The sequence below is a fragment of the Micromonospora sp. NPDC049204 genome (assembly GCF_040647935.1).
Classification (GTDB): domain Bacteria; phylum Actinomycetota; class Actinomycetes; order Mycobacteriales; family Micromonosporaceae; genus Micromonospora.
This window is the reverse complement of the sequence record NZ_JBEZDC010000011.1, coordinates 78779-105255: the sequence shown is the minus strand read 5'-3', so window position 1 is coordinate 105255 and position 26477 is coordinate 78779. Positions and strand designations below refer to the sequence as shown.

The window sequence follows — 26477 nt, the reverse complement described above, 5'->3', positions numbered from 1 at the left end:
CCAGCTCCGAAAGGGCGTCCACCCACGGGTGGACGCCCTTTCGGCGTACGGGGGCCGTTGACCCGGTCGGCGCGCTCACGCAGAATCGCCGTGCCGGTCCCCTCCGCCGGCCTCGCCGACACCGAAATGGGGCGCCGGTGCGCTACCGCCAGGTCACCACCGGGACGCTCGCGCTGGGCGTCATCCTCCTCATCGACGTGCTGCGCGTCTGGCTGCCCGGCATCATCACCATCTTCGGTCAGGCGGCGTCCACCCCGGCCGAGCTGATGGGCGCGTTCGCCCTCGGCTGGTTCGTGCTCGCGCTCGGCGCACCCGCGGTGGTTCGCCGGGTCGGCGCCCGCCCGGTCACGGTCGTCGCCGCCGTCGCGCTCGCCGTCGCCCGGCTCGCGCTCACCGCCGCCCCCGGCGGGCGTACGCAGCTCTGGCTGGCCACCGCCGGGCTGCTCGCCGGGCTCGTCTGGTTGGTCGGCGTCGCCGCCGACACCGACCGCCCGGTCCCGGGGCTGGCATTGGGGTTCGCGGTCAACGCGGCCCTGCACGCGGTGCTGGACACCGTCGACCTGGTCTGGCGGGGCGACTGGGTGGCCTGGCTGCTCAGCTCCGTCGCGGTGGCCCTGTTCCTGTTCGGTGCGGCGCGGTCCGGCAACGGGGACGGTACGGCGCGGTCCGGCAGCCGGGCGGGCGTCGGTGGGGTTCGGGCGTGGCTGCTGGCCGGACCGGCGCTGCTGCTGGCCGGAATGGTGGCGCTCTCCCCGGCGCTGGCCGAGACCGGAATGTCGTACCTGCAGGTCGGCGGTGCGGTGGCGCGCTCGCCGCTGTTCGGCATGGCGCCGGTGCCGGTGGCGGTGGCGGCCTTCCTGTGCACCGCGTTGACCCGACCGCAGCGGTGGAGCCGAGTGTACGGACCGGTGGCGGTGGTGTTTGGAGCCGTGCTGTTCGCCCTCGACCAGGGTGACCTGCTCCTCCCCGCCATTCTCCTCGCCGCCGTCGGTCTCGGCGCCTGCCTCGCCCGCACCGATGACGCCAGCCTCCCGACGAGCGACCCCGCCGCCGGTACGGCGGACAGCGCCGGTCTCGCGGACGGTGCCGGTCTCGCTGCTGCCGCCCCGGCTGACGGTGCCGGCGACGAGGGAGTCGACAGGCGGTCGGCGGCTCGTCGGGGGTACGCGGTCGCCGCCGGCATGCTCGTCTTCGCGCTGGGTGCCGTCGGGTACTACTCCGCCTACGACCTCGGCTACCCCAACGCCTCGGTGCCCGTGCTGGTGGCCCTGCTGGTCGCCGTGGTCGCGTTCGCCGCCCGTCCCGTGGCCGACCCGACCCCCGGACCGTTTCCGCCGCTCCGGGCCGCTGGCGCGGTCACCGCGCTGGCCCTGCTGGCGCCGGTGCTCGCCGACGAGGTGCCGGTCGCCAGCAATCGGGAGGGTCCACCGGAGCGGCTGACCGTGGTGGCGTACAACATCCGGATGGGTTTCGGGCTGGACGGCCGGTTGGACCTGGCCGGGCTCACCGAGGCCGTCGACGGACAACGACCGGACGTGGTGTTGCTCAGCGAGGTGGACCGGGCCTGGCTGCTCAACGGTGGGCACGACACCCTGGACCTACTGGCCGACCGGCTCGGCATGTCGTACGTCTTCGGGCCGGCCGCCGACCCGGTCTGGGGCGACGCGGTGCTCAGCCGTTGGCCGGTCACCGATCCGCGGACCCTCGCCCTGCCGGCCGTCGGGGCGCCCACCGGCGCGCAGGCGCTCGCCGTCACGCTTGACCTCGGTGACGGCGTCCGCACCGCTGTGGTGAGCACCCACCTGCAACCTCCACCCGGGCGGGGTCCGGTGGTCCAGGCCCGCGCGGTCGCCGACTTCGCCACCGGGTACGCGGCCGGCCGGCCCCTGGTGGTGGCGGGTGACCTGAACACGGAGCCGGGCGACGAGGCGTTCGGACAGTTCACGGCGGCCGGTCTGGTCGACGCGTTGGCGTCGGCCCGACCGCTGGCGACGAGCCCCGCCGACGATCCGCGCGAGCAGATCGACCACGTCTTCGTCTCGCCCGATCTCACCGCGACGAACCCGGTCGCACCGCGCGGCACAGCCAGCGACCACCTGCCGGTGGCGGTGACCCTGACCCTGCCACCCCGCTGACCGCGCGTGGGCGGGGACTAGAGGCGGTCGGCGGCGAGCAGCCGGTCGCCGCCGAAGGCGAGCAGCCAACCGCCGCCCTTGGGGGTGTTGAACTCCTCGTCGGTGCGGCCGGTCAACCGTTGCAGGGCACCCGGCAGCACCTTGCCCTGGCTGCACACCGCCACCTGCCCACCGGCGGTGGCCAACTCCAGCAGCCTCGCGGCGGTGGCGAGGATCTGCTCGTCGGCCTGCTGGCCGGGCTGTGGCTCGTCCAGGTCGCCGCAGATCTCGATCGGCAGGTCGAGCAGCGCGGCGGCCGGATCCAGTGTCTGCACGCAGCGTCGCGGTGACGCCGACACCAGCCGGGCCGGTCGGATCAGGGCCACCAGATCGGCCAGCGCGGCCGCCTGCGCCCACCCCTTGGCGTCCAGGGGGCGGCCGACGTCCGGGCCGGACCAGGTGGCCCGCTTACCGGCGTGCGCGTGCCGGACCAGCGCGACAGTCGCGGTGACCGCCGGCAGCGCGGCGAACGCCGCCAGCACCTCGGCATCGTGCGGGTAGCTGACCAACTGGATCGCGTCGTCCACCGCGAGCCACCGAATGTCGTCCACCTCGGTGTTCGGTTGGAAACCGCCGCGGGCCACCGCGAGCATCGACCAGTAGTCGACGAGCTTGTCCTGCCCCTCGCTGCGGTACCGCACCGACGGCAGCCGCACCTGCGGTACGCCCCGGACGTCGGCCTCCTCGGCGACCTCGCGTACGGCGGCGGCCAGCGCGTGCTCACCCGGCTCCAACTTGCCCTTCGGCAGCGTCCAGTCGCCGTAGCGGGGGCGGTGCACCACGCAGACGCGTACGCCCTCGGGGGTCGGCCGCCAGGCCACCCCGCCCGCCGCCCGGATGCCGATCACGGCAGCCAACTGGTCCGCCGCCGTCGGGTGGCCCGGTGCCAGGCGGCCGGGAAGAGGTCCCGCATCCGGCGTACCGACAGGCGTTCCCGCTCGGCCAGCCGCCCGGCGGTGACCGCCAGCTCGTGATCGTCCGGCCGCTCGGCGGCGACCTCCAGCCAGGTGTCCGCCGCCACGGCCGCATCCTGGTGCTCGCCGAGCACGTCCTGCACACCGGCCAGGGCGCGGGACAGCCGGCGCGCGCCCTTGCCGACGGTCGTCGCCACCGCGTTCACCGCGTACCGGGCCTGTTTGCCCTCCTTGCGAACGGCGTGCCAGCGCTCGTCCGGCGCCTGGGCGTCGAGCCCGTCGACGCCGTCCGGCCCGGTCAGCCGCCGCCAGGGCCGGGCCACCAGCGCGGGCAACGCCTCCGCCGCGGGCGCAGCCGCCGCGCGGGTGAGTCGGGGCGCGCGGGCGGCCAGCACCAGAGCGTCCACCAGGGCCAGGTAGCGCGGGGAGCGCATCGCCTCGTCGATGGCGGCGAGCGCCTGCCCCTGCCGTTGGGCGAGCACCTCGTCCAGCCGGTCCACCGCGCCCTGGTCGAGAGGGCTGAGCGGATCGGCGCTGGCGGTGTCCCGCAACCGCTTGCGCAGCACCTCGGCGTCGCGGGCCGCGCCGAGGACACCGGCCAGCCACCGCAGCTCGTCGCGCAGCGGGCGGGACCAGGTCTTGCGGATGAGCGGCTTGAAGGTACGCAGATCACTGCGCAGGCGTCGACAGGCCACCCGCATCTGGTGCACGGCGGTGTCCCCACCGCCGGCCGGGGCGCGCAGCCGGACCAGGGGGTCGTGCGCCAGCAGCCGGCGGATCTCCTTGCGGACCGCTTCGGTCACCACGTCGCCCGCGCTCGCCTCGGCGGTCAGCCCGGCCGGCGCGACCAGGTCCGGATCGGCCTGCGCCGCCGCGCCCAGCGCCCGTACGTGCTTCGGGGTGAACGACCCGCCCTGGGCGCCCGCCTCCCGCAGCACCGCCCCGATGCGGTCGAGCAGCTCGCGGTCGCCGGCCTTGCGTTCCACCTCCAGCTCGCGGAACGTGTCGGTGGTGGCGCCGGAGTCGTCCAGCACGGTCACCCGATCGTCCACCACCTCGGCGAGCACGGTGCCGGCCTTGTCGCACACCTCGTACGCGTGCCGGACCGTCCGCACCACCGTCACCGGGGCCAGCGGCGCACCTCGGTGCAGGACGGTGACCAGCTCCACCAACTCCGGTGGTGGTTGCCCCTTCGGCCCCGGGCGGGAGATCTCGTGCCGGACGCCCGGCGTCCCGGTCGGCAACTTCACCGTCCAGGGCAGCTCGTCGCCCTTGCGGTGACGCAGTGAGGCGCCGGCGCGGGCCAGCCGCAGGTCGACGGTGTCGAGATAACGGGCGACAAGCGTCACCGCTGGCAGTGCCCGGACCCGACCGCCGGCCGGGGCCGTGGCGGCCAGATCCGGCAGCACGTAGGCGTCGTCCACCTCGTACTTCTGCTCCTCCTCAACCATCAGCCAAGCCTATGCGGTGATCGGTCAGCCGGCCGTGCCACCGACGCGGCGCAACAGCAGTTCCTGCAGGTGCGCCCGGGCGTTGTCGTCGGCGCTGGTCCGCCGGGTCCAGCTGCCGTCGCCGGCCAGCTCGAACGCGTCCACATCGGGGCTCATCGCGGCCGTCAGCACGTGATCCAGCTCGGCTCGGGCGATCGGGTCGGTCACCTGCACCAGCGCCTCCACCCGACGGTCCAGGTTGCGGTGCATCAGGTCGGCCGAACCCATCCAGAACTCGGCCTCGCCGTTGTTGCCGAACCGGAAGACCCGCGAGTGCTCCAGGAAACGGCCGAGGATCGAGCGGACGCGGATGTTCTCCGACAGCCCGGGCACCCCGGGACGCAGCGTGCACATGCCCCGGATGAGCAGGTCGACGTGGACGCCGGCCTGGGAGGCCCGGTACAGCGCGTCGGTGATCCCCTCGTCGACCAGCGAGTTGACCTTGAACTGGACCAGGCCGGGCATGCCCAGTCGAACGTGCGAGATCTCCCGCTCGATCCGCTCGATGAGCCCGCTGCGAATGCCCTGCGGGGCGACCAGCAACCGCCGGTACGCGGTCTGCCGGCTGTAGCCGGTGAGGACGTTGAACAGGTCGGTGAGGTCCGCGCCGATCTCCGGGTCGGCGGTGAGCATGCCGAAGTCCTCGTACAGTCGGGCGGTCTTCGGGTGGTAGTTGCCGGTGCCGATGTGGCAGTAACGGCGGATCTGGTTGCCCTCCTGGCGGACCACCAGCGCGGTCTTGCAGTGCGTCTTCAGGCCGACCAGGCCGTACACCACGTGGCATCCGGCGCGTTCCAGCGTGCGGGCCCAGCCGATGTTGGCCACCTCGTCGAAGCGGGCCTTCACCTCCACCAGCACCACCACCTGCTTGCCGGCGGCGGCCGCGTCGACCAACGCGTCGACGATCGGGGAGTCGCCGCTGGTGCGGTAGAGGGTCTGTTTGATGGCCAGCACGTTCGGGTCGGCGGCCGCCTGCTCGATGAAGCGCTGCACGCTGGTGGCGAACGAGTGGTACGGGTGGTGCACCAGGATGTCCCCGTCGCGCAGGGTGGCGAAGACGCTGCGCGGCACCTCCCCCTCGGCGAGCCGGGGGTGGGTGGAGGGCACGAACGGTGGGTCCTTGAGGTCCGGCCGGTCGGCCTCGCCGTAGACCTGCCACAGCGCGGACAGGTCCAGCAGGCCGGGCACCCGCAGGACGTCCTGGTCGTCCATGTCCAACTCGCGGACGAGCAGCTCCAGCACGTGGTCGGAGATGGACGCGGCCACCTCCAGGCGCACCGGCGGGCCGAACCGCCGCCGGGCCAGTTCCCGTTCCAGGGCCTGCAACAGGTCCTCGTCGCGGTCCTCGTCGACCTCCACCTCGGCGTTGCGGGTGACCCGGAACAGGTGGCACTCGACCACCTGCATGCCGCTGAACAGCTGACCCAGGTGCACCGAGATCAGGTCCTCCACCGGCAGCATCCGCACGCCCGGCTGGTCCCGGTCCACGCGGACGAAGCGGGGGACGTTGTTGGGCACCTTCACCCGGGCGAACAGCTCCGAACCGCCATCGGGGTCGCGAACCGCCACCGCCAGGTTCAGCGAGCGCCCCGAGATGTACGGGAACGGGTGCGCCGGGTCCACCGCGAGCGGGGTCAGCACCGGGAAGATGTGCTCCCGGAAGTAGGTGCGCAGGCGTTCCCGCTCCGGGTCGCCCAGCTCAGCCCAGCGCAGGATGCGGATGCCCTCGTCGGCCAGCCTGGGCAGGACGTCGTCGACGAAGCAGGCGGCGTGGCGGGCACCCAGTGCCCCGGTGCGCTCGGCGATCAGCTCCAACTGGGTCCGCAGCGGCAGCCGGTCCCCGCCGCGTACCGGCAGGCCGGCGGAGAGCCGCCGCTTCAGCCCGGCGATCCGCACCATGTAGAACTCGTCCAGGTTGCTGGCGAAGATCGCCAGGAACTTGGCCCGTTCCAGCAGCGGGGTGCGCTGGTCCTCGGCCAGGGTGAGCACCCGGGCGTTGAAGTCGAGCCAGGACAGCTCCCGGTTGAGGAACCGGTCCTCCGGCAGCGGCGTCGGCGGCGGGGCGTCCTCGTCCTCGTCGCCGGCGCCGGTCGGCAGGTCGTCGGGCAGGACCTGGTGGACGCCGCCGGCGGTCGGGCCGGTCGCCTCGACGGTCGGCCCGGGGTCGAGGACCTCGTCCAGCCCGGAGGAGGCGCCGCCGGGATCGTCGGCGAGGGTGTCGGCGCGGGCGGCGCCGGCCCGTTCGGCACGGGTCGGGCGGAAGCGGCCGTCGGTGCCGCGCGTACGGGAGCCGTTGCGGAGGTCGGTGGCGGGCGGGTTGGCCGGGTGCTCGCGAGGGGTGCTCACCCGCTCATAATCACCCGATTACGGTTAACGCAAAATGAACTTGGGCCCGCCGGCTCAGATCATCGTCGGCAATGTCACCCGGACGACCTCTCCGTCGGGATCGGTGTCGATGCGAACCCGCTGGCCGAGCCGGAGCAGCCGCAGCCCGGAGGCGTCGAAGGCCTGGGCGGGGAAACGCATCTCGGTGCCGTCGTCGAGCAGCAGGACACCGCTGCGCGTCGCCGCGTCGTAGCTGGCCACCGTGCCTTGCATGCTGGCACCGTACACCCGGCGGGCGGACCGGGCGGGTCAGCCCGCCGAGCGGGCCGGGCGGGTCAGCCCGCCGAGCGGGCCGGGCGGGCGGCGGTGACCAGCGCGGCGGTGCGCGGCCCCAGCCCGAGCCGGGCGGCGGCGGTCAGGTCCGCGGCGGTGTCCACGTCCCGGCGCAGGCTGGGCCAGTCGCCGCTGAGTGGTAGCGCCCCGCTCGCCGCGTGCGCGGCCGCCGAGCCCACCCCGAAGCGGGGGTCCAGCGGTACCGCCGGCGGCGCGGTGAGCAACACGGTGCCGGTGCCCGGCGCGTCGGGCACGAAACGGCGTACCACTTCTCGCCCGTTCTGCGCCGCGAGCAGCGCGCCGGCCAGCTCGGCCGGGCGCAGCGCCGGCAGGTCCGCCGTGAGCCCGGCCACCCACCCGGTGGTCGTTCCTGCCGCGCCGTGCCGGAACGCGGCGTTCAGTCCGGCGGCCGGCTCGTCGGGCAGCACCCGCGCGCCGGCGGACCGCGCCGCCGCCGCCACCCGGTCGTCGTCGGTCACCACCAGGGCCTCGGCGACCGCCGGGCAGGCCAGCACCGCGCGGAGCGTGTCGGCCGCCAGGGCCAGCGCCAGCTCCTCGTGGGGTACGTCCGGCAGAGCGCCCCGCAGCCGGCTCTTGGCCGCCGCCAGATGCTTCACCGGCACCACCACGGCCCACCTCGGCTGACTCACGCCCGCAATCCTGCCAGGGGGACGGCGGGACCCTCGCTGGCCGTACCGGGGGCGAGCAGGCATGATTTCCGCTGCGGGTGTCGCGGGCGGGGTTTCGCGGCGGGTTGGGGCGCGACGAGGAGGCAGAGTGGCACGGCGGAGGCTGGGGTTCTGGCAACGGTTCGCCGTGGGGCTGGTGAAGCCTGTGATGACCGTGTGGACCCGGCGGACCTGGCGTGGCCAGGAGCACCTTCGACACGACGGCGGCATGATCATCGTGGCGAACCACATCTCGCACGCCGACCCGCTGGTCTCCGCGCACTTCATCTACGACTCCGGGCGCTGGCCGCAGTACCTGGGCAAGGCCAGCGTGTTCCGGGTGCCGGTGGTCGGCTGGATCCTGCACCGGTGCCGGCAGATCCCGGTCGAGCGGGGCAGCGTCGACGCGGTCCGCTCACTGGACTCCCTGGTCGCCGCGCTCGACCAGGGAGGCGCCGTGGTGATCTACCCGGAGGGCACCACCACCCGGCAGCCCGAGCTGTGGCCGATGAGGGCCAAGACCGGTGCCGCTCGGCTGGCCCTGGCCACCGGGGCTCCCGTCGTACCGGTGGTGATGTGGGGACCGGAACGGCTCTTCGACCCCCGGACCAGCCGCGTCAACCCGCGCCCCCGGATTCCGGTGACAGTTGTCGCCGGGGAACCGATCGACCTGAGCCGGTGGGCGGATGCCCAGCCGACCCGGGCCACCCTCGAGGAGATGACGGACACCATCATGTTGCGGCTGCGGGACATGCTCGGCGAGGTCCGCGGCGGCACCCCGCCGCCGCTGTGGGAGCGACCGGCCCGGTCCTCCGGCGGGCGCGAGCAGCAGGGCGAGGCGGCGTGAACGGGCGAAGCGTCAGCTCCGGCACCGGGGTCGCCCCGACGCGCTCCGGAGCGGTCGCGTGACCGGCCACGTCGCCGTACTCGGTGCTGGTTCCTGGGGCACCGCGTTCGCCAAGATCCTCGCGGACGCGGGGCGGGACGTGACCGTGTGGGCCCGTCGCGCGCCGGTCGCCGAGAGCATCCGCACCGAGCGCCGCAACCCGGAGTACCTGCCCGGTGTGCTGCTGCCGGCTCGGGTCACCGCCACCGCCGACGCCGCCGAGGCGATCACCGGCGCCGAGGTGGTGGTGCTGGCCGTGCCGTCGCAGACCCTGCGCGGCAACCTCGCCGAATGGGCCGGTCACCTGCACCCCGACTCGACCCTGGTGTCGCTGATGAAGGGCATCGAACTCGGCACCACCAAACGGATGAGCGAGGTCATCGTGGAGACCGCCGGGGTCGCCGCCGACCGGGTGGTCGTGGTCTCCGGCCCGAACCTGGCTCCGGAGATCGCCGCCGAGCAACCCGCCGCGACGGTTGTCGCCGGAACGAACAGCCACCGCACCGTGCTCGTGCAGTCGTCGATCCGGACGCCCTACCTGCGCCCCTACACGAACGACGACGTGATCGGCTGTGAGCTGGGCGGGGCCGTCAAGAACGTGATCGCCCTGTCGTACGGCATCGCCACCGCGATGGGTTTCGGCGACAACACCCGGGCCATGCTGATGACCCGGGGGCTGGCCGAGACGGCCCGGTTGGGCGTGGCACTCGGCGCGGACCCGATCACCTTCGCCGGCCTCGCCGGCATGGGTGACCTGGTCGCCTCCTGCTCGTCCCCGCTGGCCCGCAACCGCACCTTCGGTGAGCATCTGGGCCGCGGGGAGACGCTGGAACAGGCCCAGGCCGCCACCCGGCAGACCGCCGAGGGTGTGAAGAGTTGCCTGGCGATCCGAGACCTGGCCCGGGCGCACGGTGTGGAGATGCCGATCACCGAGCACGTCGAGCGGATCTGCCACGAGGGGATGGACCCGCGGCTCGCCGTGGACACGCTGATGAGCCGGACCGCCAAGCCCGAGTCGTACGAGTGAGGAACCGATGAGCGAAATGGGTGACGGCACCCGCTGCGTACGCGCCGGCCTGCCCGAGCCGGCGCCGGGGGACCCGTTCCTGCCCGGCCCGGTCTTCGCCGCGCCGTACCACCTCGACCCGTGGCAGGGCCAGGGCGAGTCGCCGAACGGCTACGGCCGCCCGGACAACCCGACCCGGCGGCTGCTGGAGGCGGCCGTGGGCGAGTTGGAGGGCGGGGACTGCCGGGTCTTCGCCAGCGGCCAGGCCGCCATCACCGGGGCGCTGCTCACCCTGCTGCGCCCGGGGGACACCGTGGTGCTGCCCGCCGACGGTTACTTCCCGGTCCGGGCGTTCGCCACCTCCGTGCTGGAGACGATCGGCGTGCGGGTGCTCTTCGTGCCGACCGTCGGGCCGTACCCGTCCTTCGAGGGGGTCCGGCTGGTGCTGGTGGAGACCCCGGCGAACCCTGGCCTGGACGTGGTCGACGTGGCCGCCCTGGCCGAGCGGACCCACGCCGCCGGCGCCCTGCTGGCCGTGGACAACACCACGGCCACCCCGCTCGGTCAGCGCCCGCTCGACCTCGGCGCCGACCTGGTGGTGGCGTCCGGCACCAAGGCGCTCACCGGTCACTCCGACCTGCTGCTGGGCTACCTGGCCAGCCGGTCCGCCGAGGTGATCGACGCGGTGACGCTCTGGCGTACCGGCACCGGGGCGGTACCGGGCGCGTTCGACGCCTGGTTGGCACACCGGTCGCTGGCCACCCTCGACCTGCGCCTGGCCCGGCAGAGCGCGAACGCCGCCGCCGTCACCGATCTGCTCGCCGGCCGGTCGGACGTGACCGGGCTGCGCTGGCCGGGGCGGCCGGACGACCCGGCGTACCCGGTGGCCTCGGCGCAGATGCGCCGGATGCCCGGGGTGCTCTCCTTCGACCTGGGTACCGCCGACCGGGTGGGCCGCTTCGTCGAGGCCGCCCGGCTGGTGGCGGCGGCGACCTCCTTCGGTGGCCTGCACACCACCGCCGACCGGCGGGCGCAGTGGGGTGACGACACCACGCCCGGCTTCGTCCGGTTGTCCTGCGGTGTCGAGGACACGCCCGACCTGGTGGCCGACATCGCCGCCGCTCTGGACGCGGCCGGACCGCTTTGAGGGGGCGTGTGACAGTCACCGATCGGCCTGCGCTGGTACGCCGGCTGCGTGCCGCCGGCTGCGTCTACGCCGAGGACGAGGCCGATCTGCTGCTGGCCGCCGCCGACTCCCCGGCGACGTTGGTCGACCTGACCGACCGTCGGGTGGCCGGCGAGCCGTTGGAGTACCTGCTCGGCTGGGCGGAGTTCTGCGGTCTGCGGATCGCCGTCGACGCGGGCGTCTTCGTGCCCCGCGGTCGGACGGCCCTGCTGGTCGAGGTGGCGGCCGGATTGACCGGGCCGGCGCCGGCGGTGGTCGACCTGTGCTGCGGCTCCGGGGCCACCACCGTCGCGTTGGCGCATCGGCTCGCGCCGCGCTGGCTGGCCGCCGCCGACATCGACCCGGCGGCCGTGGCGTGTGCGCGCCGCAACCTCACCGGCCTGCCCGCCGAGGTGTACGAGGGTGACCTGTTCGTGCCCCTGCCATCGGAATGGCGGGGTCGGCTGGACCTGGTGGTCGCCAACGCCCCGTACGTGCCGACCGACGCGGTGGCGCTGATGCCGCCGGAGGCGCGGCTGCACGAGGCCCCGGTGGCGCTCGACGGCGGCCCGGACGGGCTGACCGTGCTGCGCCGGGTGGGTGTCGGGGCGGCCGACTGGCTGGCCCCCGGTGGGCACCTGGTGGTCGAGGCGGGCGTCACGCAGGTGGACGCGCTCTGCGCGGCGTTCGAGGCAGCCGGCCTGGTGCCGGACGTGCGGCACGACGAGGACCTGGACGGCACCGCGGTGACCGCCCGACGTCCCGACTGAGTCCGCGTTGCGGGTGGCACCGCGTTGGGCCGCCGCTCGGCGGAGGCCACGGCGTTGTCGAACTGACCGCGTCCCGCGTGGAACCTGACTTTGTGGTCAATCGGGACGTGCGGTGACGCCTGTCGGTGCCTCCACCCGCAAGCGGGTGGCCGGGCGTGGCGGGGAAGAGGGGTTGGCACTAGCCTCGGCTCACACTCATGACGGGCGGGAGGCGGTTTTCGGTGGGCAGCGCAGGGGTGCCGGTGGTCGTCGGGCTGGACAACGGCGGCACCAGCAACAACGCCACCGTGCTGACGGTGGACGGCCGCTTCCTGGTGGACGGGCTGTTGGAGATCCCCAGCGAGGTGCGGTCCGGGCCGGAGGCGGCGATCGAGGCGCTGGCCCGAGCGCTGGACGGCGCACTGGCGCAGACCGGCGTGCCGCGCGAGTTGGTCCGGGCGGTCGGGTTGGACACTCCCGGCCCGGCCAGCGCCGACGGCGTCATCTCGTCGCGGGGTTCCACGAACTTCTCCCAGCCGGCGTGGCGGGGCTTCGACGTGCGGGGCGCGTTGGAGCGACGGCTCGGCCTGCCGGTGGTCTACCACAACGACGGCAACGCGGCCGCGCTCTACGCCCACCACGTGCACTTCGGCGACGACGCGATGAGCCGCTCGTCGGTCTCCGCGATCGTCGGCACCGGCCTCGGCGGCGGTGTGGTCGAGAGTGGTCGGGTGATCGCCGGCGCCGCCGGGATGGCCGGGGAGCTTGGTCACGTGCACATCCCCCTGGGCGGGCTGCTCGGCCCGGAGCAGTCGGAGCCCACCTGCGCCTGCGGCTTCACCGGGGACGTGGAGAGCATCGCCTCGCTGACCGGCATCGAACGCAACCTGCTGCCGTACTGGCTGACCCGCTATCCCGACCACCCGCTCGCCGCCGAGCCGGTGGCGCGGGCGGCGAAGTTGGTCCGGGGGTACGGCGAACGGGGGGACGCCCTCGCGCGGGACCTCTTCACCCAGCAGGCGATGGCGTTGGGCCGGCTGTTCACCGTCGCGGCGAACTTCACCGATCCGCACGCGTACTTCGTCGGTGGTGGGGTGGTGGAGGCGGCAGTGGAGTTCCGGGACTGGTTCCTGGCGACCGTCCGCGAGCACACCGTGCTCCGCGAGGAGCAGGCGGCGGTCGCGACCTTCGCGCTGGTGCCGGAGCGGGACATGGCAGGTGCCCGGGGCGTGGCGATCGCCGCGTTGGAGGCGCTGCGTGCCGTCCCGGAGCCCCGGCCACTGGTCGCCTGAGACCGGCCCCGCCCCGGCCGCCGCGCCGAGTGGTCGGCGGCGCGGGGGCCGGGGCGGCGGGTGCTGGCGCAGCCGGTCGGATCGGCGGCTCGGCCTCCCGGTCAGCCCAGGGGCGGCGCCTGGGCGAAGGCGGCCCAGGCGGCCGGCGGGAACAGCAACGCCGGCCCGGACGGGTCCTTGGAGTCGCGGACGGCCACCAGCCGAGGGATGGCGGCCACCTCCACGCAGGCGCCCTGGTCGCCGCTGCGGCTGCTCTTGCGCCACGCCGCCGCGGCGATGGCCGCTGTGATCGTCGGTGTCATCGGTCCTTACCGTCCCTTCAGGGTTGTCAGGAGCATTCCGCGGCTGTCCGCCGGGCTGAGCGCCACGCTGCGGAGATGCTCCATGATCTTGGTGCAGGTACGTGTCTCGCCGGCGCGGTCGAGGATCATCTGACCCGCCACGGTCTCCACCGACGCGATGATCGGGTCCTCCGGGTCGGCGAACTCGAGGATGTGCAGGGAACCCCGGGTGCCCCGGTGGTAACCGGCGGAGAGCGGGATCACCTGGACGCTGATGTTCGGCAGCTCGGCCATCTTGACCAGGTGCCGGAGTTGCCCGTCCATCACCGACTGGTCGCCGACCGGGCGTAGCAGCGCGCCCTCGTCGATGATCGCGTCGAGGATGGGTGGTTGGTCGCCGGTGAGCCGCTGTTGCCGGTCGAGCCGGACCTTGACCCGCTGCTCCACCAGGTCGTCGCCGAGGGTGTGCGGCCCGCCGCGCATCACGCCACGGATGTAGTCCGCGGTCTGGAGCAGACCGGGCACCACGGAGGGCTCGAAGTTGGCGATGGCGGTCGCCTCGGCCTCCAGCGCGATGAAGTCGATGGTGCGGGGATCCAGCAGGTAGGAGTACGACACCCACCAGCCCGGTTTGCGGGCGTCCTTGGCGAGCTGCACCGCCGCGGACACCTCCTCGGCACCCACCCCGTACGACGTGAGCAGCGCGCGCACGGTCGCCGGGGTGATCAGGGTCTGGGCGTTCTCGTAGCGGGAGAGCGTGCTGCGGGTGCTGTTGATCTCATCTGCGGCGGTTTCCAGCGTCAGGCCGGCGGCTTCCCGGTGGTGGCGCAGGGCGATGCCGAGCCGGCGGGCGCGGGCTGTCTTCGGGGCCATGCATCGATGGTCGCACACATCGATGGGAACGTCTGCATGGGAGGAACCTCGACGAGAGTTGCATTCATGGCCGTGAACGTGTCAATCTGTTAGCGCGTCCTCACCGCCGGTTGTCGTGGCGACGGTGGTGGTGAGCGACCGGAGGGATGGGGCGCGCGGCGATCGGGTTTCTCCCCCGTGCCCGATCGTCGCGTGCCGCGCCATCCCGGCCCACCGGAAGGAGACGACGACGTGCGTACCGTTCCGGAGTCCTGTGCCGTTCACCCGGTCGGCCGCCGATGACCCGCTTCCTGGTGGTGCTCACCGACGTACGTCCGGTCGAGGGTGTCGACCGCGACGAGCGGACCGTGCCCGAGCGGCGGCGGCAGGTGGTCGGCGCCAGCAGCCGAGAGGCCGCCGACCGGATCGCCGGAGCGTTCATGGCGCTGGGGATGGTGCGCGCCGGTCGGCAGCGGGTGAAGGTGATCGCGGTCGGCCGCCGGCACTCCCGCGACTGACCACGTACCGGCCACCCGTCCAGCGCAGGGCAATAGTCCGATCACGCACCGTATATGCTCTGCTGACCGATCGCCGTGTCGCGCTGTGGCTCGCCGGGTATCGCCTCGTCCCATCGCCACGCACAGTAAGGTCAACCGGGTGAGCGCCATCGGCGAGCACGACCAGCCCCAGTCGCGTACGAAGAGGTGACCGGAGTGACCACCCCAGGCAAAACCCGCGTGGCGATCGTCTTCGGCGGCCGCAGCCCGGAGCACGGCATCTCCTGCGTCAGCGCCGGCAGCGTGTTCGGCGCGCTCGACCCGGACGAGTTCGAGGTGGTGCCGGTCGGCATCACCCGAGCCGGCCAGTGGGTGCTGACCAGCGGAGACCCAGCCCAGCTCGCGATCGACGCCCGTCGGCTGCCGGAGATCACCGCCGACTCCGGGGACGACATCGTGTTGCGTGCCGACCCGACCGGCAACGGACTGATGGTGCTCGACCCGACCGAGGGCCCCCGGGTGCTGGCCGACGTCGACGTGGTCTTCCCGGTGCTGCACGGCGCGTACGGCGAGGACGGCACCATCCAGGGAATGCTGGAGATGGCCGGCATCCCCTACGTCGGGGCGAACGTCTTCGCCTCCGCCGCCGCCATGGACAAGGAGTTCACCAAGAAGCTCTGCGCCGTCGAGGGCATCCCGGTCGGCACGTACGCCGTGCTGCGCAGCGGGATGACACTCAGCGAGCAGGACAAGGAGCGGCTCGGCCTGCCGGTCTTCGTCAAGCCGTCCCGGGCCGGATCGTCCTTCGGAGTCAGCAAGGTCACCGACTGGGCGGATCTGGACACCGCGGTCGCCGCCGCCCGGCAGTTCGACCCGAAGGTCATCATCGAGTCCGCGATCGTCGGCCGTGAGATCGAGTGCGGCGTGCTGGAGGGCGAGGCCGGTGGCACGCCCGAGGCGTCCGTGCTGGCCGAGGTGCGGGTCGTCGCGGACCACGACTTCTACGACTTCGAGGCGAAGTACCTCGACGACTCCTGCGAGTACGACATCCCGGCCGAACTGCCGGAGCGGGTGACCCGCCAGGTGCAGGAGTACGCGGTCCGCGCATTCACCGCGCTGGACTGCGCCGGCCTGGCCCGGGCCGACTTCTTCGTCACCCCCGAGCTGGACGTCTATCTCAACGAGATCAACACGATGCCCGGGTTCACCCCGACGTCGATGTTCCCGCGGATGTGGGCGGCTTCCGGCCTGGAGTACCCAAAGCTGGTCAACCGGCTGATCCGTACCGCCCAGCGGCGCGGCGTCGGCCTGCACTGAGCCACCCGGTCCCCCCACGCGGCTCGGTCGGCGTGGGGGGCCAGCTCAGCGTTGGCAGCCGGACGGGATGGCGCCGCCGGAGGGCACGCTCGCCACGATCGTGCTGGAGATCGACGGCACCCACTGCAACGGCTGCGCGTACGCCTGCGGGACCCGTACCTCGATCGACGTCTCGCGGTCGACGGTGGTGAGCACCGTCTGCTCGCCCTGCTCGGTCAGGTGCCAGCAGACCCGGTTGACCGTCCAGACCTCGTCGGTGGCGGGGAAGGTCGGCTCGGTGCCCCCGCAGGCCACGGTGAGCGCGGGGTCGCCGTACGCCGCGTTCTGCTCCGGGCCGGCGGTGACCGGCCGCTGGGCCAGGTCGCGGATGCTCGTCGGCAACTGGGAGAGCAGAGCTCGGCAGACCGTCGCCGGGCGGGCGGCCAGCGCCGGGGCGGCCATCTCCACCGGTGCGGTGGACTGCACTTGGGCGGTGGTCGCGGACGGCGACGGCGTGGCGGCCGGTGCGTCCGGGGTGAGCTTGGTGAAGGCCAACACGGCCACCAGCAGCGTGATCGGCAGCGCGATCAACGTGGCCAGCAGAGCGGCGCCCCGGATGGTCCGGTCCCGCCCGGCCGGCGCGGCGGCGGCCGGGTCGGCCGACGCACCGGTACCGTCAGCCGGCTCGGGTGTCCCGTCGGACTCGTCGCGCGCGCCGTCGTCGTCCAGAGCAGCGGAGGAGTTCGTCATCTCGTCCACCTACAGCCGCACCACCGAACACGTGAGGGTGCGGGTGATGCCAGGCACCATCTGCACCTTGCTGACAATGAGTTTGCCGAGTTCGTCGACGGTGTTCGCCTCGGTGAGGACGACCACGTCGTACGGACCGGTGACGGCGTCGACGCGCACCACGCCGGCGAGGTCCGCGATGAGACCCGCCACGTCACGTGCGCGGCCCACCTCGGTCTGGATGAGGATGTACGCCTGTACCACGACTAGACCTCCGTCCGTCGCCGCCCGGGAGCGGCCCGAAGGGTGAAACTACCTTACGGACCAGGTCTGATCCCTATCGGTCGTCAAGGAGCAGCGGTGAGCGAGCACGGCGGGGCCGGGCGGAACGGGCGGAACGCCGGCGGCGGCGCCAGCGTGTCCGGGATCGGGGAGTTCGGGCTGATTAGCAAGATCACCGCCCGGCTGACGTACGGACCGACGACGCTGCTCGGCCCGGGCGACGACGCGGCGGTGGTGGCCGCGCCGGACGGGCGGGTGGCGGCCTCCACCGACGTTCTGGTCGACGGACGGCACTTCCGGCGGGACTGGTCCTCCGCCCGTGACGTCGGACACCGGGCGGCGGCGGCCAACCTGGCCGACATCGCGGCGATGGGTGCCACCCCGACCGCCCTGCTGGTCGCCCTCTGCATGCCTGCGGACCTGGACACCGGCTGGGCGGAGGAGTTGGCCGACGGCCTCTCCGCCGAGGCGGCCACCGTCGGCGCGAGCGTCGTCGGCGGCGACATGTCGGCCAGCCCCACCCTGACCGTCGCGGTCACGGCGCTGGGCGACCTCGCGGGCCGCCCGCCCGTGCTGCGCTCCGGTGCCCGACCCGGGGACGTGCTCGCCCTGGCCGGGCGCACCGGGTACGCGGCAGCCGGGCTGACCGTGCTCACCCGGGGCTTCCGCACTCCCCGGCTGCTGGTCGAGGCGTACCGGCGGCCGCAGGTGCCCTACCCGGCCGGCCCGCAGGCCGCCCGGCTCGGCGCCACCGCGATGATCGACGTGTCGGACGGGCTGCTCGCCGACCTCGGGCACGTGGCGGCGGCCAGCGGCGTCGCGATCGACGTGCGCCGCGACGCGTTCGAGGTGCCCCGGCAGATGGCCGACGCGGCGCGGGCGCTCGGCGTCGACCCGTACACCTGGATCCTCGCCGGTGGCGACGACCACGCGCTGGCCGCGACCTTCCCGCCGGCGGTGGTGCTGCCGTCGGACTGGCGGCCGATCGGGATGGTCACGGACGGTGTTGGTGTGACGGTCGACGGCGCGCCCCACGAGGGCCCGGCCGGCTGGGACCACTTCCGGTGACGCCCGGCGCCGGTCGTATTCTGGGTACCGTGAGTGAGATTGAGATTCGGACCGTGCGGTTCGACGCACCGGTGGCGCAGCAGTTGATCAACGCCGCGCTGGGCGACCTCGCGGTCCGCTACGGGGGCTCCGGTGACGACACCCCGGTCGACGCGACCGAGTTCGAGCCGCCCGACGGCGCGTTCCTCGTCGCCTACCTGGCCGGCGAGCCGGTCGGCTGCGGTGGCTGGCGCAGCCACGGGGCGGACACCGCGGAGCTGAAGCGGATGTACACGGCCCCGGCGGCGCGGGGGCGGGGCGTGGCTCGGGCGGTGCTGGCTGCCGTCGAACGTTCGGCCCGCGACCAGGGCCGCAAGCGGGTGGTCCTGGAGTGCGGCGACAAGCAGCCCGAGGCGATCGCCATGTACGGCTCCGCCGGTTACGAGCGGATCCCGAACTTCGGCTTCTACAAGGACTCGGAGGGCTGCGTCTCGTTCGGCCGCACACTCTGACCGGCGGCGGGTGGCGGGCACACGACAGAGCCGGCGGACCTCAGGGTCCGCCGGCTGAGCCGTACGAGAAGTGTGTGGTGCCGCCGCGTCAGGCGCGGGTGACCTTGCCGGCCTTGATGCACGAGGTGCAGACCTGCAGCTTCTTGGTGTTGCCGCCACCGGCCGGGGTGCGCACCGACTGGATGTTCGGGTTCCAGCGGCGGTTGGTCTTCTTCTTGGACCAGGGCACGTTGTGGCCGAAGCCCGGCCCCTTGCCACAGACGTCGCACACGCTAGCCACGGGATACTCCTGGGATTGAAACGTTCATGAGGTTGTCGGCAGAGGTGCTGCACGGGCAACCGCGTCAGCCTACCCGATGTCCCGCCGAGGTGACCAACCGCCCTGGCCCGGTGAAACGGCCGCTCCTCCGCGAGTGGGCGGTGGTCGGCCCGCCGGGTGACGGCGGTGGTTCCGGCGGCAACTGTACCTGGAGGGCGGATCCCGTCCCTCCGGGCCGGGGGTGGGCCTGCCGTGCGCGGGGGCAACCGGACACGCCGGACGAGCCCGGCGCGTGTCGGTGCGCGCCAGTAGGCTTCTGGCCGTGCTGGACACCCTCGACGCCGCCGCGGTGCGCCGTTGGTGCGCGGGTGGGTTGGCCGCGCTGAAGCGTCACCAGGGCGAGATCGACCAGCTCAACGTCTATCCGGTGCCCGACGGCGACACCGGCACCAACCTGGTGCTCACCCTCACCTCCGCCCAGCAGGCCCTCGCGATGGATCTGGACACCCTCCCCGACAGCGGCCCGACGGCGCACGGGCACGCGCTGCGGCTGATGGCCCAGGGCGCGTTGCTCGGCGCACGGGGCAACTCCGGGGTGATCCTGTCGCAGATCCTGCGAGGTTTCGCCGACGAGGTCGCCGTGGCCCCGGCGGTGCGCGGCCGGGAGTTGGCCGCCGCGCTGCGGTCCGGCGCCGCCGCCGCGTACACCGCGGTTGCCCGGCCGGTCGAGGGCACCCTGCTCACCGTGGTCGCGGCGGCCGCCGCCGCGGCCGACCGGGCGGACAGCGACGACCTGGTGGCGGTGGCCCAGGTCGCCGCGCGGGCGGCGGCCGAGGCCCTCGCCCGGACCCCGGAGCAGCTGCCGGCGCTGGCCCAGGCCGGTGTGGTCGACGCGGGTGGGCGAGGGCTGTGCGTGCTGCTCGACGCCCTGGTCGAGGTGCTGACCGGGGAGAGCGCCGGCCAGCCGGCACCATCGCCGCGCACCGCCCGTCCGGCGGCCACCGTCGCCCGGGAGACCGGTTCCGACGAGTACGCCTACGAGGTGCAGTTCCTGCTCGATGCCCGGTCCGAGGCGGTGGCCGGGATGCGGCGAGCGCTCGACGCACTGGGGGATTCGCTTGTCGTCGTCGGCGACGGGCGTGAGCCGGAGAGCACCTGGAACGTGCATGTGCACGTCAACGACGTGGGCGCGGCGGTCGAGGCGGGCGTCGCGGCCGGCCGCCCGTACCGGATCTCGGTGACCCGGTTCGCCGACCAACCGGAGCCGCCCCGCGGCCCGGTCTCGGACGGCCGGGCCGCGGTGGTGGTGGCCACCGGCGGCGGCATCGCCGAGCTGTTCGCCGCGGAGGGCGCCAGCGTGGTGCCGGGCAACCCCTCCACGGGCGAGCTGCTCGACGCGATCCGCGGCACCGGCGCGGCCCGGGTGGTGGTCCTGCCCAACGACCCCGACACGGAAGCGGTGGCGAACGCGGCAGCCCGCGAGGCCCGTCGGCACGGCATCACGGTGAGCGTGGTGCCGACCCGCTCGCCGGTGCAGGCGCTGGCCGCCCTTGCCGTCCGGGACGGCGACCGCCGCTTCGAGGACGACGTGATCGCGATGGCCGAGGCCGCCGGGGCCTGCCGTTACGCCGAGGTCTGCCACGCCGGGCGCGAGGCGCTGACCGTGGCCGGCCCGTGCCGTCCGGGCGATGTGCTGGCGCTGGTCGAGGGGGAGGTGCACCTGATCGGCACCGACCTCACCGACACCTGCGCCGCCGTGGTCGACCGGATGCTCGGCGGCGGTGGCGAGATGGTCACCCTGCTGTCCGGGGTGGACGCCCCGGCCGGGCTCACCGATGCCGTCCGCGCGCACGTCGCGCGACGTTGGCCGTTCGTCGAGGTGCACGCGTACCCGGGCGGCCAGCCGTTCTATCCGCTCCTGGTAGGGATCGAATGACCGAACCAGCCACCGTCGACACTCCGCTGAAGAAGCTGGTCGGGGACAAGACAGCCAAGGCGCTGGCCGCGCACCTCGATCTGCACACGGCGGGTGACCTCGTCTACCACTTCCCGCGTCGCTACGACGAGCGGGGCGAGCACACCGACATCCGCTCGTTGGACGTCGGCGAGCAGGTCACCGTGCTGGCCCAGGTGCAGCGCACCGCCGTCCGCCCGATGCGGCAGCGACGGGGCAACCTACTGGAGGTGACCGTCGGTGACGGCTCCGGTGGGCTGCTGACGTTGACCTTCTTCGGCAACCAGGCGTGGCGTGAGCGGGAGCTGCGCCCCGGCCGGTGGGGGCTGTTCGCCGGCAAGGTCACCGAGTTCCGGGGCAAGCGGCAGCTCAACGGCCCGGAGTACGTCCTGCTCGGTGACGGTGGAGACGGCGAGGTGGCGGCCAGCGACGAGATCGAGGAGTTCGCCGGTGCGCTGATCCCCGTCTACCCGGCCGCCGCGGCCGTGCCGACCTGGGTGATCGCGCGTTGTGTGCGGGTCGTGCTGGACACGTTCACCCCGCCGGACGATCCGCTGCCGGACGGCGTGCGGGCCAGCCGCAAGCTGGTCGGGCTGGGCACCGCCTTGACGGAGATCCACCGGCCGTCCAGCAAGGAGGCTCTGCACCGGGCGCGGCGGCGGCTCAAGTGGGACGAGGCGTTCGCCGTCCAGGTGACGCTTGTGCAGCGCAAGCACCGGGCGGCCGACTGGCCGGCGAAGGCCCGCGAGGCCCGCCCGGGCGGGCTGCTGGACGCCTTCGACGCCCGACTGCCGTACGAGCTGACGGACGGTCAGCGTGACGTCGGCGTGGAGATCGCCGGGGATCTGGCCAACCCGCACCCGATGCACCGGTTGTTGCAGGGTGAGGTGGGCTCGGGCAAGACGGTGGTGGCGTTGCGGGCGATGCTCCAGGTGGTCGACGCGGGCGGGCAGGCGGCTCTGCTGGCGCCCACCGAGGTGCTGGCCGCCCAGCACCACCGCGGCATGCTCGACCTGCTCGGGCCGTTGGGGCGGGCCGGGGAACTCGGGTCCGCGGAGCACGCCACCCGGGTCGAGCTGGTCACCGGCTCGCTCGGGGCGGCGGCGCGGCGGCGGGCGCTCGGCGAGGTGGCCAGTGGCGCCGCCGGCATCGTGCTCGGCACCCACGCACTGCTCTACGAGGGGGTCGACTTCGCCGACCTCGGCCTGGTCGTCGTCGACGAGCAGCACCGCTTCGGTGTGGAGCAACGCGACGCGCTGCGAGCCAAGGCCGACCAGCCGCCGCACGTGCTGGTGATGACGGCCACCCCGATCCCGCGCACGGTGGCGATGACCGTCTACGGCGACCTGGAGGTGTCCACCCTCTCCCAGTTGCCCCGGGGTCGGTCGCCGATCGCCTCGCACGTGGTGCCGGCCGCCGAGAAGCCGGCCTACCTGGACCGGGCCTGGCGTCGGCTGCGCGAGGAGGTGACCGCCGGCCACCAGGCGTACGTGGTGTGCCCGCGAATCGGGGATTCGAGGTCCGGGGCCGGAGCGGCCAACGCGAAGGCGCCGGACTTCGAACTCGGGCCGACCAGCGACGAGGAACCGCCACCCGAGGACGACAACGGCCGACGGCCGCCGCTGGCGGTGACCGAGGTGGCCCCGCTGCTGGCCGAGGGGCCGCTGCACGGGCTGAAGATCGGGGTGCTGCACGGCCGCCTGCCGGCCGACGAGAAGGACGCGGTGATGCGCTCCTTCGCCGCCGGTGACCTGGACGTGCTGGTGGCGACCACCGTGATCGAGGTCGGCGTGGACGTGCCGAACGCGACCGTGATGATCGTGTTGGACGCCGACCGGTTCGGTGTCTCCCAACTGCACCAGCTCCGGGGCCGGGTCGGCCGGGGCGCCGCCGCCGGGCTCTGTCTGCTGGTCAGCGAGGCGGCCGAGGGTTCGTCGGCACGGGAACGCCTGGACGCGGTGGCGTCCACCAGCGACGGTTTCACGCTCGCCGAGCTGGATCTGGAGCAGCGCCGCGAGGGCGACGTACTGGGGGCCACCCAGTCCGGGCACCGTTCCCACCTGCGGCTGCTGTCGCTGCGCCGCGACGCGGACCTGATCCGCGACGCCCGCGCCGAGGCGATCACCCTGATCGAGGAGGATCCGGACCTGACCGGCAACCCGGCGCTGGCCGCCTCGGTCGCCGCTCTGGTCGACGAGGAACGTGCCGAATACCTGGAGAAGGGCTGACGCGTCCGCCACGCGGCAGGGGATTGGCGAACACACCGAGGGCGCGTCGACCGGATGGTCGACGCGCCCTCGGTTGCTAGTCAGAGCGGGTTGTCTCAGGCGGTGAAGCGAACCTTACGACGACGCGCCATCACGAACAGACCAGCACCAACGGCGAGCAGCACCGCGGCACCGGCGATGATCCCGCCGGTCGCGGCACCGGTCAGCGGCAGCGCCGGCCCGTCGTTGTCGCCGCCACCCTGGCCCGGGGTGCAGTTGGCCGGCTTGACCCACTTGACGGCGTCGGCCGGGTCGGCCTGCTCACCATCGACGCTGGGGGTGACGGTCAGCCCCTCGTACGCCTCGAAGGAGACCTCGGTCTTCTTGCCCGGGACCAGCTCGAGCTTCTTGACGACGTTCTTCTCCGAGGTCAGCACGACGGTCTCGGTGATGCCGTCGGCCGGGTTGTCGGCGGTGATGACGAGCTCGTCACAGTCGAAGACGATCTCGAACACCGGAGCGTTGGGCTCCTCCGGCACCAGCGGGCCGGTGGGCTCGCTCGGCTGCGTGGTCGGCACCGGGCTGGTCGGGACCGGAGTGCTCGGCGTGGTGGTCGGCGTCGCGCTCGGCGTCACCGACGCGGTCGCGCTCGGCGTCGCGCTCGGCGTCACCGACGGCGTCGCACTCGGCTTCACGGTCGGCGTGGTCGTGGGCTTCGTCGGCGTCGGGGTGGCCGTCGGCGGCGTGGTGCAGTTCGTGCTCAGCTTCGCGGTGCCGGAGGCGATGTGGGTGATCTCCTGACCGTTGCGCATCCACTTGGCGGTGACCTTCAGCTCGAGCGCGGAGCCCTTGGTGGTGAGCTGAGTGCCGGAAACCTTGCCGTTGGCCGCAATCTTGGTGCCCTTGGCGATGCCGTTGATGGTGGTGCCGGACGGGGTCCACACCTCGCTGATCTTGGCTTCGAGGTCGCGCTCGCTGTTGACGACCTTCCACTCAACGCGGTGCACGCCGTTGGTGGTGAGGCAGGCGGTGCCGCTGATGGTGGTGTGGTGCGCGGACGCCGGCCCGGCGAACGTCGCTGCGCCGGTGAGGCCGATCAGCGCGCCTGCGGCGATGGCCGCGACGCGCCGCATCGGAGACTTGGGGAGGTTCAACGCCTGCTCCTGGTGAGGGGTACGGATCGCGCGCGGGAGGTCGGGAGACGGGGCGACCGGTGGGTCGTCTGCTCACCGGGACGTCGCGCGACGCGGGGGTGCTCCCCGCGCTAAGCGGGGACAGAGGGTGACTGTACTGACGAGTCATGAATGAGGGGAGTTCTCATCATTGCCATCGGGCAATGTAATTGATTCGTGATCTTTGATGAACGGAAGGTCGTTGATTGATCACTGAGGACGAGTGGTGTGGTCGTTCGATCGGCCGCTCCGCAGTGGACCGAACGGTGCGGAGGGAGGTCACCGGGCCTTTCCGGCCCGACGGGCCACGTCAAGACCCCACCGAGGCGTCGGGCGGTCAGATCGGGGGGACAGCCACCGGCCCGGCGATACTGGCGGTGTCGGACGAGGTCGGCGTCGACTCGCGTAGCGTCGCGGGCATGAACAGGAGGAGACGGTGACCCGGATCGTCGCCGGGACGCTCGGCGGGCGGCGGATCGCCGCACCCCCCGGCGCCGGCACCCGACCAACGTCCGACCGGGTCCGCGAGGCGCTGTTCAGCGCCGTCCAGGCCGAGGTCGACCTCGACGGCACCCGCTTCGCCGACCTGTACGCGGGCTCCGGCGCGGTCGGGCTGGAGGCGCTCTCCCGGGGCGCCCGGCACGTCCTGCTCGTCGAGTCCGACCCCCGGGCGGCCCGGGTGATCCGCGAGAACGTGGCGACCCTGCGCGCCGGCCCGGCCGTTCGCCTGGTCGCCGGGAAGGTGGCGACCGTGCTGGCCGCCGGTCCGGACGGCGGGCCGTACGACGTGGTCTTCGCCGACCCGCCGTACGCGGTGCCGGACGCGGAGATCACCTCGCTGTTGACGACGCTCGTCGATGGTGGCTGGCTGGTGCCCGACGCGCTGGTGGTGGTGGAGCGGTCCAGCCGTACCAGGCAGTTCGACTGGGTGGAGGGGATCACCCCCGAGCGCAGTCGCCGGTACGGCGAGACCACCCTTTGGTACGGTCGCCGATCATGAGACGTGCGGTCTGCCCCGGTTCGTTCGACCCGGTCACCAACGGACACCTCGACATCGTCGGGCGGGCCAGTCGGCTCTTCGACGAGGTGGTGGTTGGCGTCCTGGTGAACCAGTCGAAGAGTGGCCTGTTCTCCGTCGAGGAGCGGATCGACATGCTCCGCGAGGTGACCTCGTCGTACGGGAACGTGCGGGTCGAGTCGTTCCGCGGGTTGCTTGTCGACTTCTGTCGGGCACAGCAGGCGAGTGTGCTGATCAAGGGCCTCCGGGCGGTCAGCGACTTCGACTACGAGTTGCAGATGGCGCAGATGAACATCGGGCTGGCCGGCGTCGAGACCCTCTTCATGCCGACCAACCCGCTCTACTCGTTCCTCTCCTCCAGCCTGGTGAAGGACGTGGCGAAGTGGGGCGGCGACATCTCCGCCCACGTACCCGACCTGGTCCGTGAGGCCCTGCAGGCCCGCCTACGCCCGAACCCCTAACCACCCCACCCCCACCCCCACCCCCAGCCCCACCCCACCCCCACGCGGGCGGCGATCTTGCAGTTTCGGTCGCCGGATCGTGGTTGTTTGCGCCGATTGTCGCGGCAGAAAGTGCAAGATCGGCGGGGCGTGGGCGGGCGCGGGCGGGCGCGGGCGTGGGCGGCTTGGCGGGGGTGGCGATGTCGCGACGCGCCGGATTGGGGCGGATGGGGCGTGTGTGGGGCCGGCACGACATGATTGATGACGCGGGGAACGGCCGTAGCCCGCATCATGGAGGTCGGCCGAGGAACGACAGGAGTGAGGTACCGGTGGACCCGCTCGATCGCATCGACGAACTGATCGCCATGGTGGAGCAGGCCCGCTCCGTCCCGATGTCGCGCAACAACTGCATGGTCGACCGGGGTGAGATGATCGCTGCCCTCGACGAGATGCGCGCCGATCTCCCTGCCGACCTGCGTCGCGCCGCAGCGCTCCTGGAGGAGCGCGACAAGATCATGGATGCCGGCAAGCGTGAGGCGGACCGGATCATCAGCGAGGGTGAGGCAGAACACGCCCGCCTGGTCTCGGTGAACGAGATCACCGTGTCGGCCGAGCACGAGGGTGCCCGGATCATCGCCGAGGCCCGGGCCGAGGCCCAGCGCCTGCGTGAGGAGGTCGACGACTACGTCGACACCGCGCTTGCCAACTTCGAGCAGTTCCTCACCCGGGCGCTGGCCTCGATCGAGCGAGGTAGGGACAAGATGCACGCCCTACGGGAGATCGGCACCTTCGGTGGGGATGAGGCGGATCGCCCGCTACCCTTCTGAGCGGCACCTCACCAGCCGACATTCTCACCCGGGTGTCGCCCCCGGTTCGACGGTCCGGTGGTCACCCAGGTAACCTTTTTTGTCGGCCTCTCACCGGCCGGA

Annotated in this window: 26 protein-coding genes; 15 read left to right on the top strand and 11 right to left on the bottom strand. The window is 73.0% G+C overall.

Features of this window, described 5'->3' with window-relative positions; genetic code table 11:
* Positions 1-137 precede the first annotated feature (137 nt).
* Positions 138-2135, top strand: a complete 1998-nt coding sequence (locus tag AB0A90_RS21410; protein ID WP_357250551.1) for an endonuclease/exonuclease/phosphatase family protein — start codon at positions 138-140, stop codon at positions 2133-2135.
* Positions 2136-2152: 17 nt separating this feature from the next.
* Here AB0A90_RS21410 and AB0A90_RS21405 read toward each other — a convergent pair whose 3' ends face one another.
* The 5 genes from AB0A90_RS21405 to cofC all read right to left on the bottom strand — a co-directional run bounded on the left by AB0A90_RS21405 (position 2153) and on the right by cofC (position 7886).
* The gene (locus AB0A90_RS21405; RefSeq protein WP_357250547.1) at positions 2153-3031 is read right to left on the bottom strand and encodes an NUDIX hydrolase; all 879 of its coding nucleotides are present in this window, start codon (positions 3029-3031) and stop codon (positions 2153-2155) included.
* Complete coding sequence (locus AB0A90_RS21400) at positions 3019-4539, bottom strand: CYTH and CHAD domain-containing protein (protein ID WP_357250544.1); 1521 nt, start codon at positions 4537-4539, stop codon at positions 3019-3021. Before AB0A90_RS21400 ends, AB0A90_RS21405 begins: the two co-directional genes overlap by 13 nt.
* 24 nt (positions 4540-4563) lie before the next feature.
* Positions 4564-6924, bottom strand: a complete 2361-nt coding sequence (locus AB0A90_RS21395) for an RNA degradosome polyphosphate kinase (RefSeq protein WP_357250541.1) — start codon at positions 6922-6924, stop codon at positions 4564-4566.
* Between the two features lie 54 nt (positions 6925-6978).
* Positions 6979-7176, bottom strand: coding sequence for a cold-shock protein (locus AB0A90_RS21390; protein ID WP_357250538.1), 198 nt, complete (start codon positions 7174-7176; stop codon positions 6979-6981).
* Between the two features lie 62 nt (positions 7177-7238).
* Positions 7239-7886 carry a 2-phospho-L-lactate guanylyltransferase gene (gene cofC, locus AB0A90_RS21385; RefSeq protein WP_357250535.1) on the bottom strand — a complete coding sequence of 216 codons (648 nt, stop codon included), beginning with the start codon at positions 7884-7886 and terminating at the stop codon, positions 7239-7241.
* 127 nt (positions 7887-8013) lie between these two features.
* On the opposite strand from cofC, the gene AB0A90_RS21380 reads away from it, so the two are divergent.
* From AB0A90_RS21380 to AB0A90_RS21360, 5 genes are all read left to right on the top strand, one after another.
* Positions 8014-8751: a lysophospholipid acyltransferase family protein gene (locus AB0A90_RS21380; RefSeq protein WP_357250532.1), complete on the top strand. Its 738-nt coding sequence runs from the start codon at positions 8014-8016 to the stop codon at positions 8749-8751.
* A gap of 58 nt (positions 8752-8809) precedes the next feature.
* Positions 8810-9817 (top strand): NAD(P)H-dependent glycerol-3-phosphate dehydrogenase, encoded by a 1008-nt coding sequence (locus AB0A90_RS21375; protein ID WP_357250529.1) that lies wholly within the window; start codon positions 8810-8812, stop codon positions 9815-9817.
* Between the two features lie 7 nt (positions 9818-9824).
* Entirely contained in the window at positions 9825-10943 is a 1119-nt protein-coding gene (locus tag AB0A90_RS21370) for a cystathionine gamma-lyase (protein WP_357250526.1), read from the top strand.
* An 8-nt stretch (positions 10944-10951) separates the two neighbouring features.
* On the top strand, positions 10952-11731 hold the full coding sequence (locus tag AB0A90_RS21365; RefSeq protein WP_357250524.1) for a putative protein N(5)-glutamine methyltransferase: 780 nt from the start codon (positions 10952-10954) through the stop codon (positions 11729-11731).
* A gap of 221 nt (positions 11732-11952) precedes the next feature.
* A complete protein-coding gene (locus AB0A90_RS21360) occupies positions 11953-13002 on the top strand; it encodes an ROK family protein (protein ID WP_357250521.1) in 1050 nt (349 codons plus the stop codon).
* 101 nt (positions 13003-13103) lie between these two features.
* Here AB0A90_RS21360 and AB0A90_RS21355 read toward each other — a convergent pair whose 3' ends face one another.
* Positions 13104-13304: a DUF397 domain-containing protein gene (locus tag AB0A90_RS21355; RefSeq protein ID WP_357250519.1), complete on the bottom strand. Its 201-nt coding sequence runs from the start codon at positions 13302-13304 to the stop codon at positions 13104-13106.
* Positions 13305-13310: 6 nt separating this feature from the next.
* The gene (locus tag AB0A90_RS21350; RefSeq protein WP_357250516.1) at positions 13311-14156 is read right to left on the bottom strand and encodes a helix-turn-helix transcriptional regulator; all 846 of its coding nucleotides are present in this window, start codon (positions 14154-14156) and stop codon (positions 13311-13313) included.
* Between the two features lie 278 nt (positions 14157-14434).
* Between AB0A90_RS21350 and AB0A90_RS21345 the strand changes: the two genes are divergently transcribed.
* Both AB0A90_RS21345 and AB0A90_RS21340 read left to right on the top strand, forming a co-directional pair.
* Positions 14435-14653, top strand: coding sequence for a hypothetical protein (locus AB0A90_RS21345; protein ID WP_357250513.1), 219 nt, complete (start codon positions 14435-14437; stop codon positions 14651-14653).
* Between the two features lie 195 nt (positions 14654-14848).
* The gene (locus AB0A90_RS21340; RefSeq protein ID WP_357250510.1) at positions 14849-15949 is read left to right on the top strand and encodes a D-alanine--D-alanine ligase family protein; all 1101 of its coding nucleotides are present in this window, start codon (positions 14849-14851) and stop codon (positions 15947-15949) included.
* Between the two features lie 45 nt (positions 15950-15994).
* Here AB0A90_RS21340 and AB0A90_RS21335 read toward each other — a convergent pair whose 3' ends face one another.
* Together AB0A90_RS21335 and AB0A90_RS21330 are read right to left on the bottom strand one after the other, a co-directional pair.
* Entirely contained in the window at positions 15995-16678 is a 684-nt protein-coding gene (locus AB0A90_RS21335) for a DUF3515 family protein (RefSeq protein WP_357250507.1), read from the bottom strand.
* A gap of 9 nt (positions 16679-16687) precedes the next feature.
* Positions 16688-16921, bottom strand: a complete 234-nt coding sequence (locus AB0A90_RS21330; RefSeq protein ID WP_013284547.1) for an Lrp/AsnC ligand binding domain-containing protein — start codon at positions 16919-16921, stop codon at positions 16688-16690.
* 96 nt (positions 16922-17017) lie between these two features.
* On the opposite strand from AB0A90_RS21330, the gene AB0A90_RS21325 reads away from it, so the two are divergent.
* Both AB0A90_RS21325 and AB0A90_RS21320 read left to right on the top strand, forming a co-directional pair.
* Positions 17018-18007: a thiamine-phosphate kinase gene (locus AB0A90_RS21325; protein ID WP_357250505.1), complete on the top strand. Its 990-nt coding sequence runs from the start codon at positions 17018-17020 to the stop codon at positions 18005-18007.
* A 29-nt stretch (positions 18008-18036) separates the two neighbouring features.
* Positions 18037-18498, top strand: a complete 462-nt coding sequence (locus tag AB0A90_RS21320) for a GNAT family N-acetyltransferase (protein WP_357250502.1) — start codon at positions 18037-18039, stop codon at positions 18496-18498.
* A gap of 88 nt (positions 18499-18586) precedes the next feature.
* On the opposite strand, the gene rpmB is transcribed toward AB0A90_RS21320, so the two are convergent.
* A complete protein-coding gene (gene rpmB / locus AB0A90_RS21315) occupies positions 18587-18778 on the bottom strand; it encodes a 50S ribosomal protein L28 (protein WP_091671657.1) in 192 nt (63 codons plus the stop codon).
* 301 nt (positions 18779-19079) lie between these two features.
* On the opposite strand from rpmB, the gene AB0A90_RS21310 reads away from it, so the two are divergent.
* The gene (locus tag AB0A90_RS21310) at positions 19080-20693 is read left to right on the top strand and encodes a DAK2 domain-containing protein (protein WP_357250499.1); all 1614 of its coding nucleotides are present in this window, start codon (positions 19080-19082) and stop codon (positions 20691-20693) included.
* The gene (recG, locus tag AB0A90_RS21305; RefSeq protein ID WP_357250496.1) at positions 20690-22939 is read left to right on the top strand and encodes an ATP-dependent DNA helicase RecG; all 2250 of its coding nucleotides are present in this window, start codon (positions 20690-20692) and stop codon (positions 22937-22939) included. The genes AB0A90_RS21310 and recG overlap by 4 nt, the downstream gene beginning before the upstream one ends.
* 95 nt (positions 22940-23034) lie before the next feature.
* On the opposite strand, the gene AB0A90_RS21300 is transcribed toward recG, so the two are convergent.
* Positions 23035-24072, bottom strand: a complete 1038-nt coding sequence (locus AB0A90_RS21300; protein ID WP_357250494.1) for an LPXTG cell wall anchor domain-containing protein — start codon at positions 24070-24072, stop codon at positions 23035-23037.
* Between the two features lie 454 nt (positions 24073-24526).
* Here AB0A90_RS21300 and rsmD point away from each other — a divergent pair, with 454 nt between their 5' ends.
* From rsmD to AB0A90_RS21285, 3 genes are all read left to right on the top strand, one after another.
* Positions 24527-25090 (top strand): 16S rRNA (guanine(966)-N(2))-methyltransferase RsmD, encoded by a 564-nt coding sequence (gene rsmD, locus AB0A90_RS21295; RefSeq protein ID WP_357250491.1) that lies wholly within the window; start codon positions 24527-24529, stop codon positions 25088-25090.
* On the top strand, positions 25087-25569 hold the full coding sequence (coaD, locus tag AB0A90_RS21290) for a pantetheine-phosphate adenylyltransferase (protein WP_357250488.1): 483 nt from the start codon (positions 25087-25089) through the stop codon (positions 25567-25569). The genes rsmD and coaD overlap by 4 nt, the downstream gene beginning before the upstream one ends.
* A 308-nt stretch (positions 25570-25877) precedes the next feature.
* Positions 25878-26375 carry a hypothetical protein gene (locus AB0A90_RS21285; protein WP_355391821.1) on the top strand — a complete coding sequence of 166 codons (498 nt, stop codon included), beginning with the start codon at positions 25878-25880 and terminating at the stop codon, positions 26373-26375.
* The last annotated feature ends 102 nt before the right edge of the window (positions 26376-26477 follow it).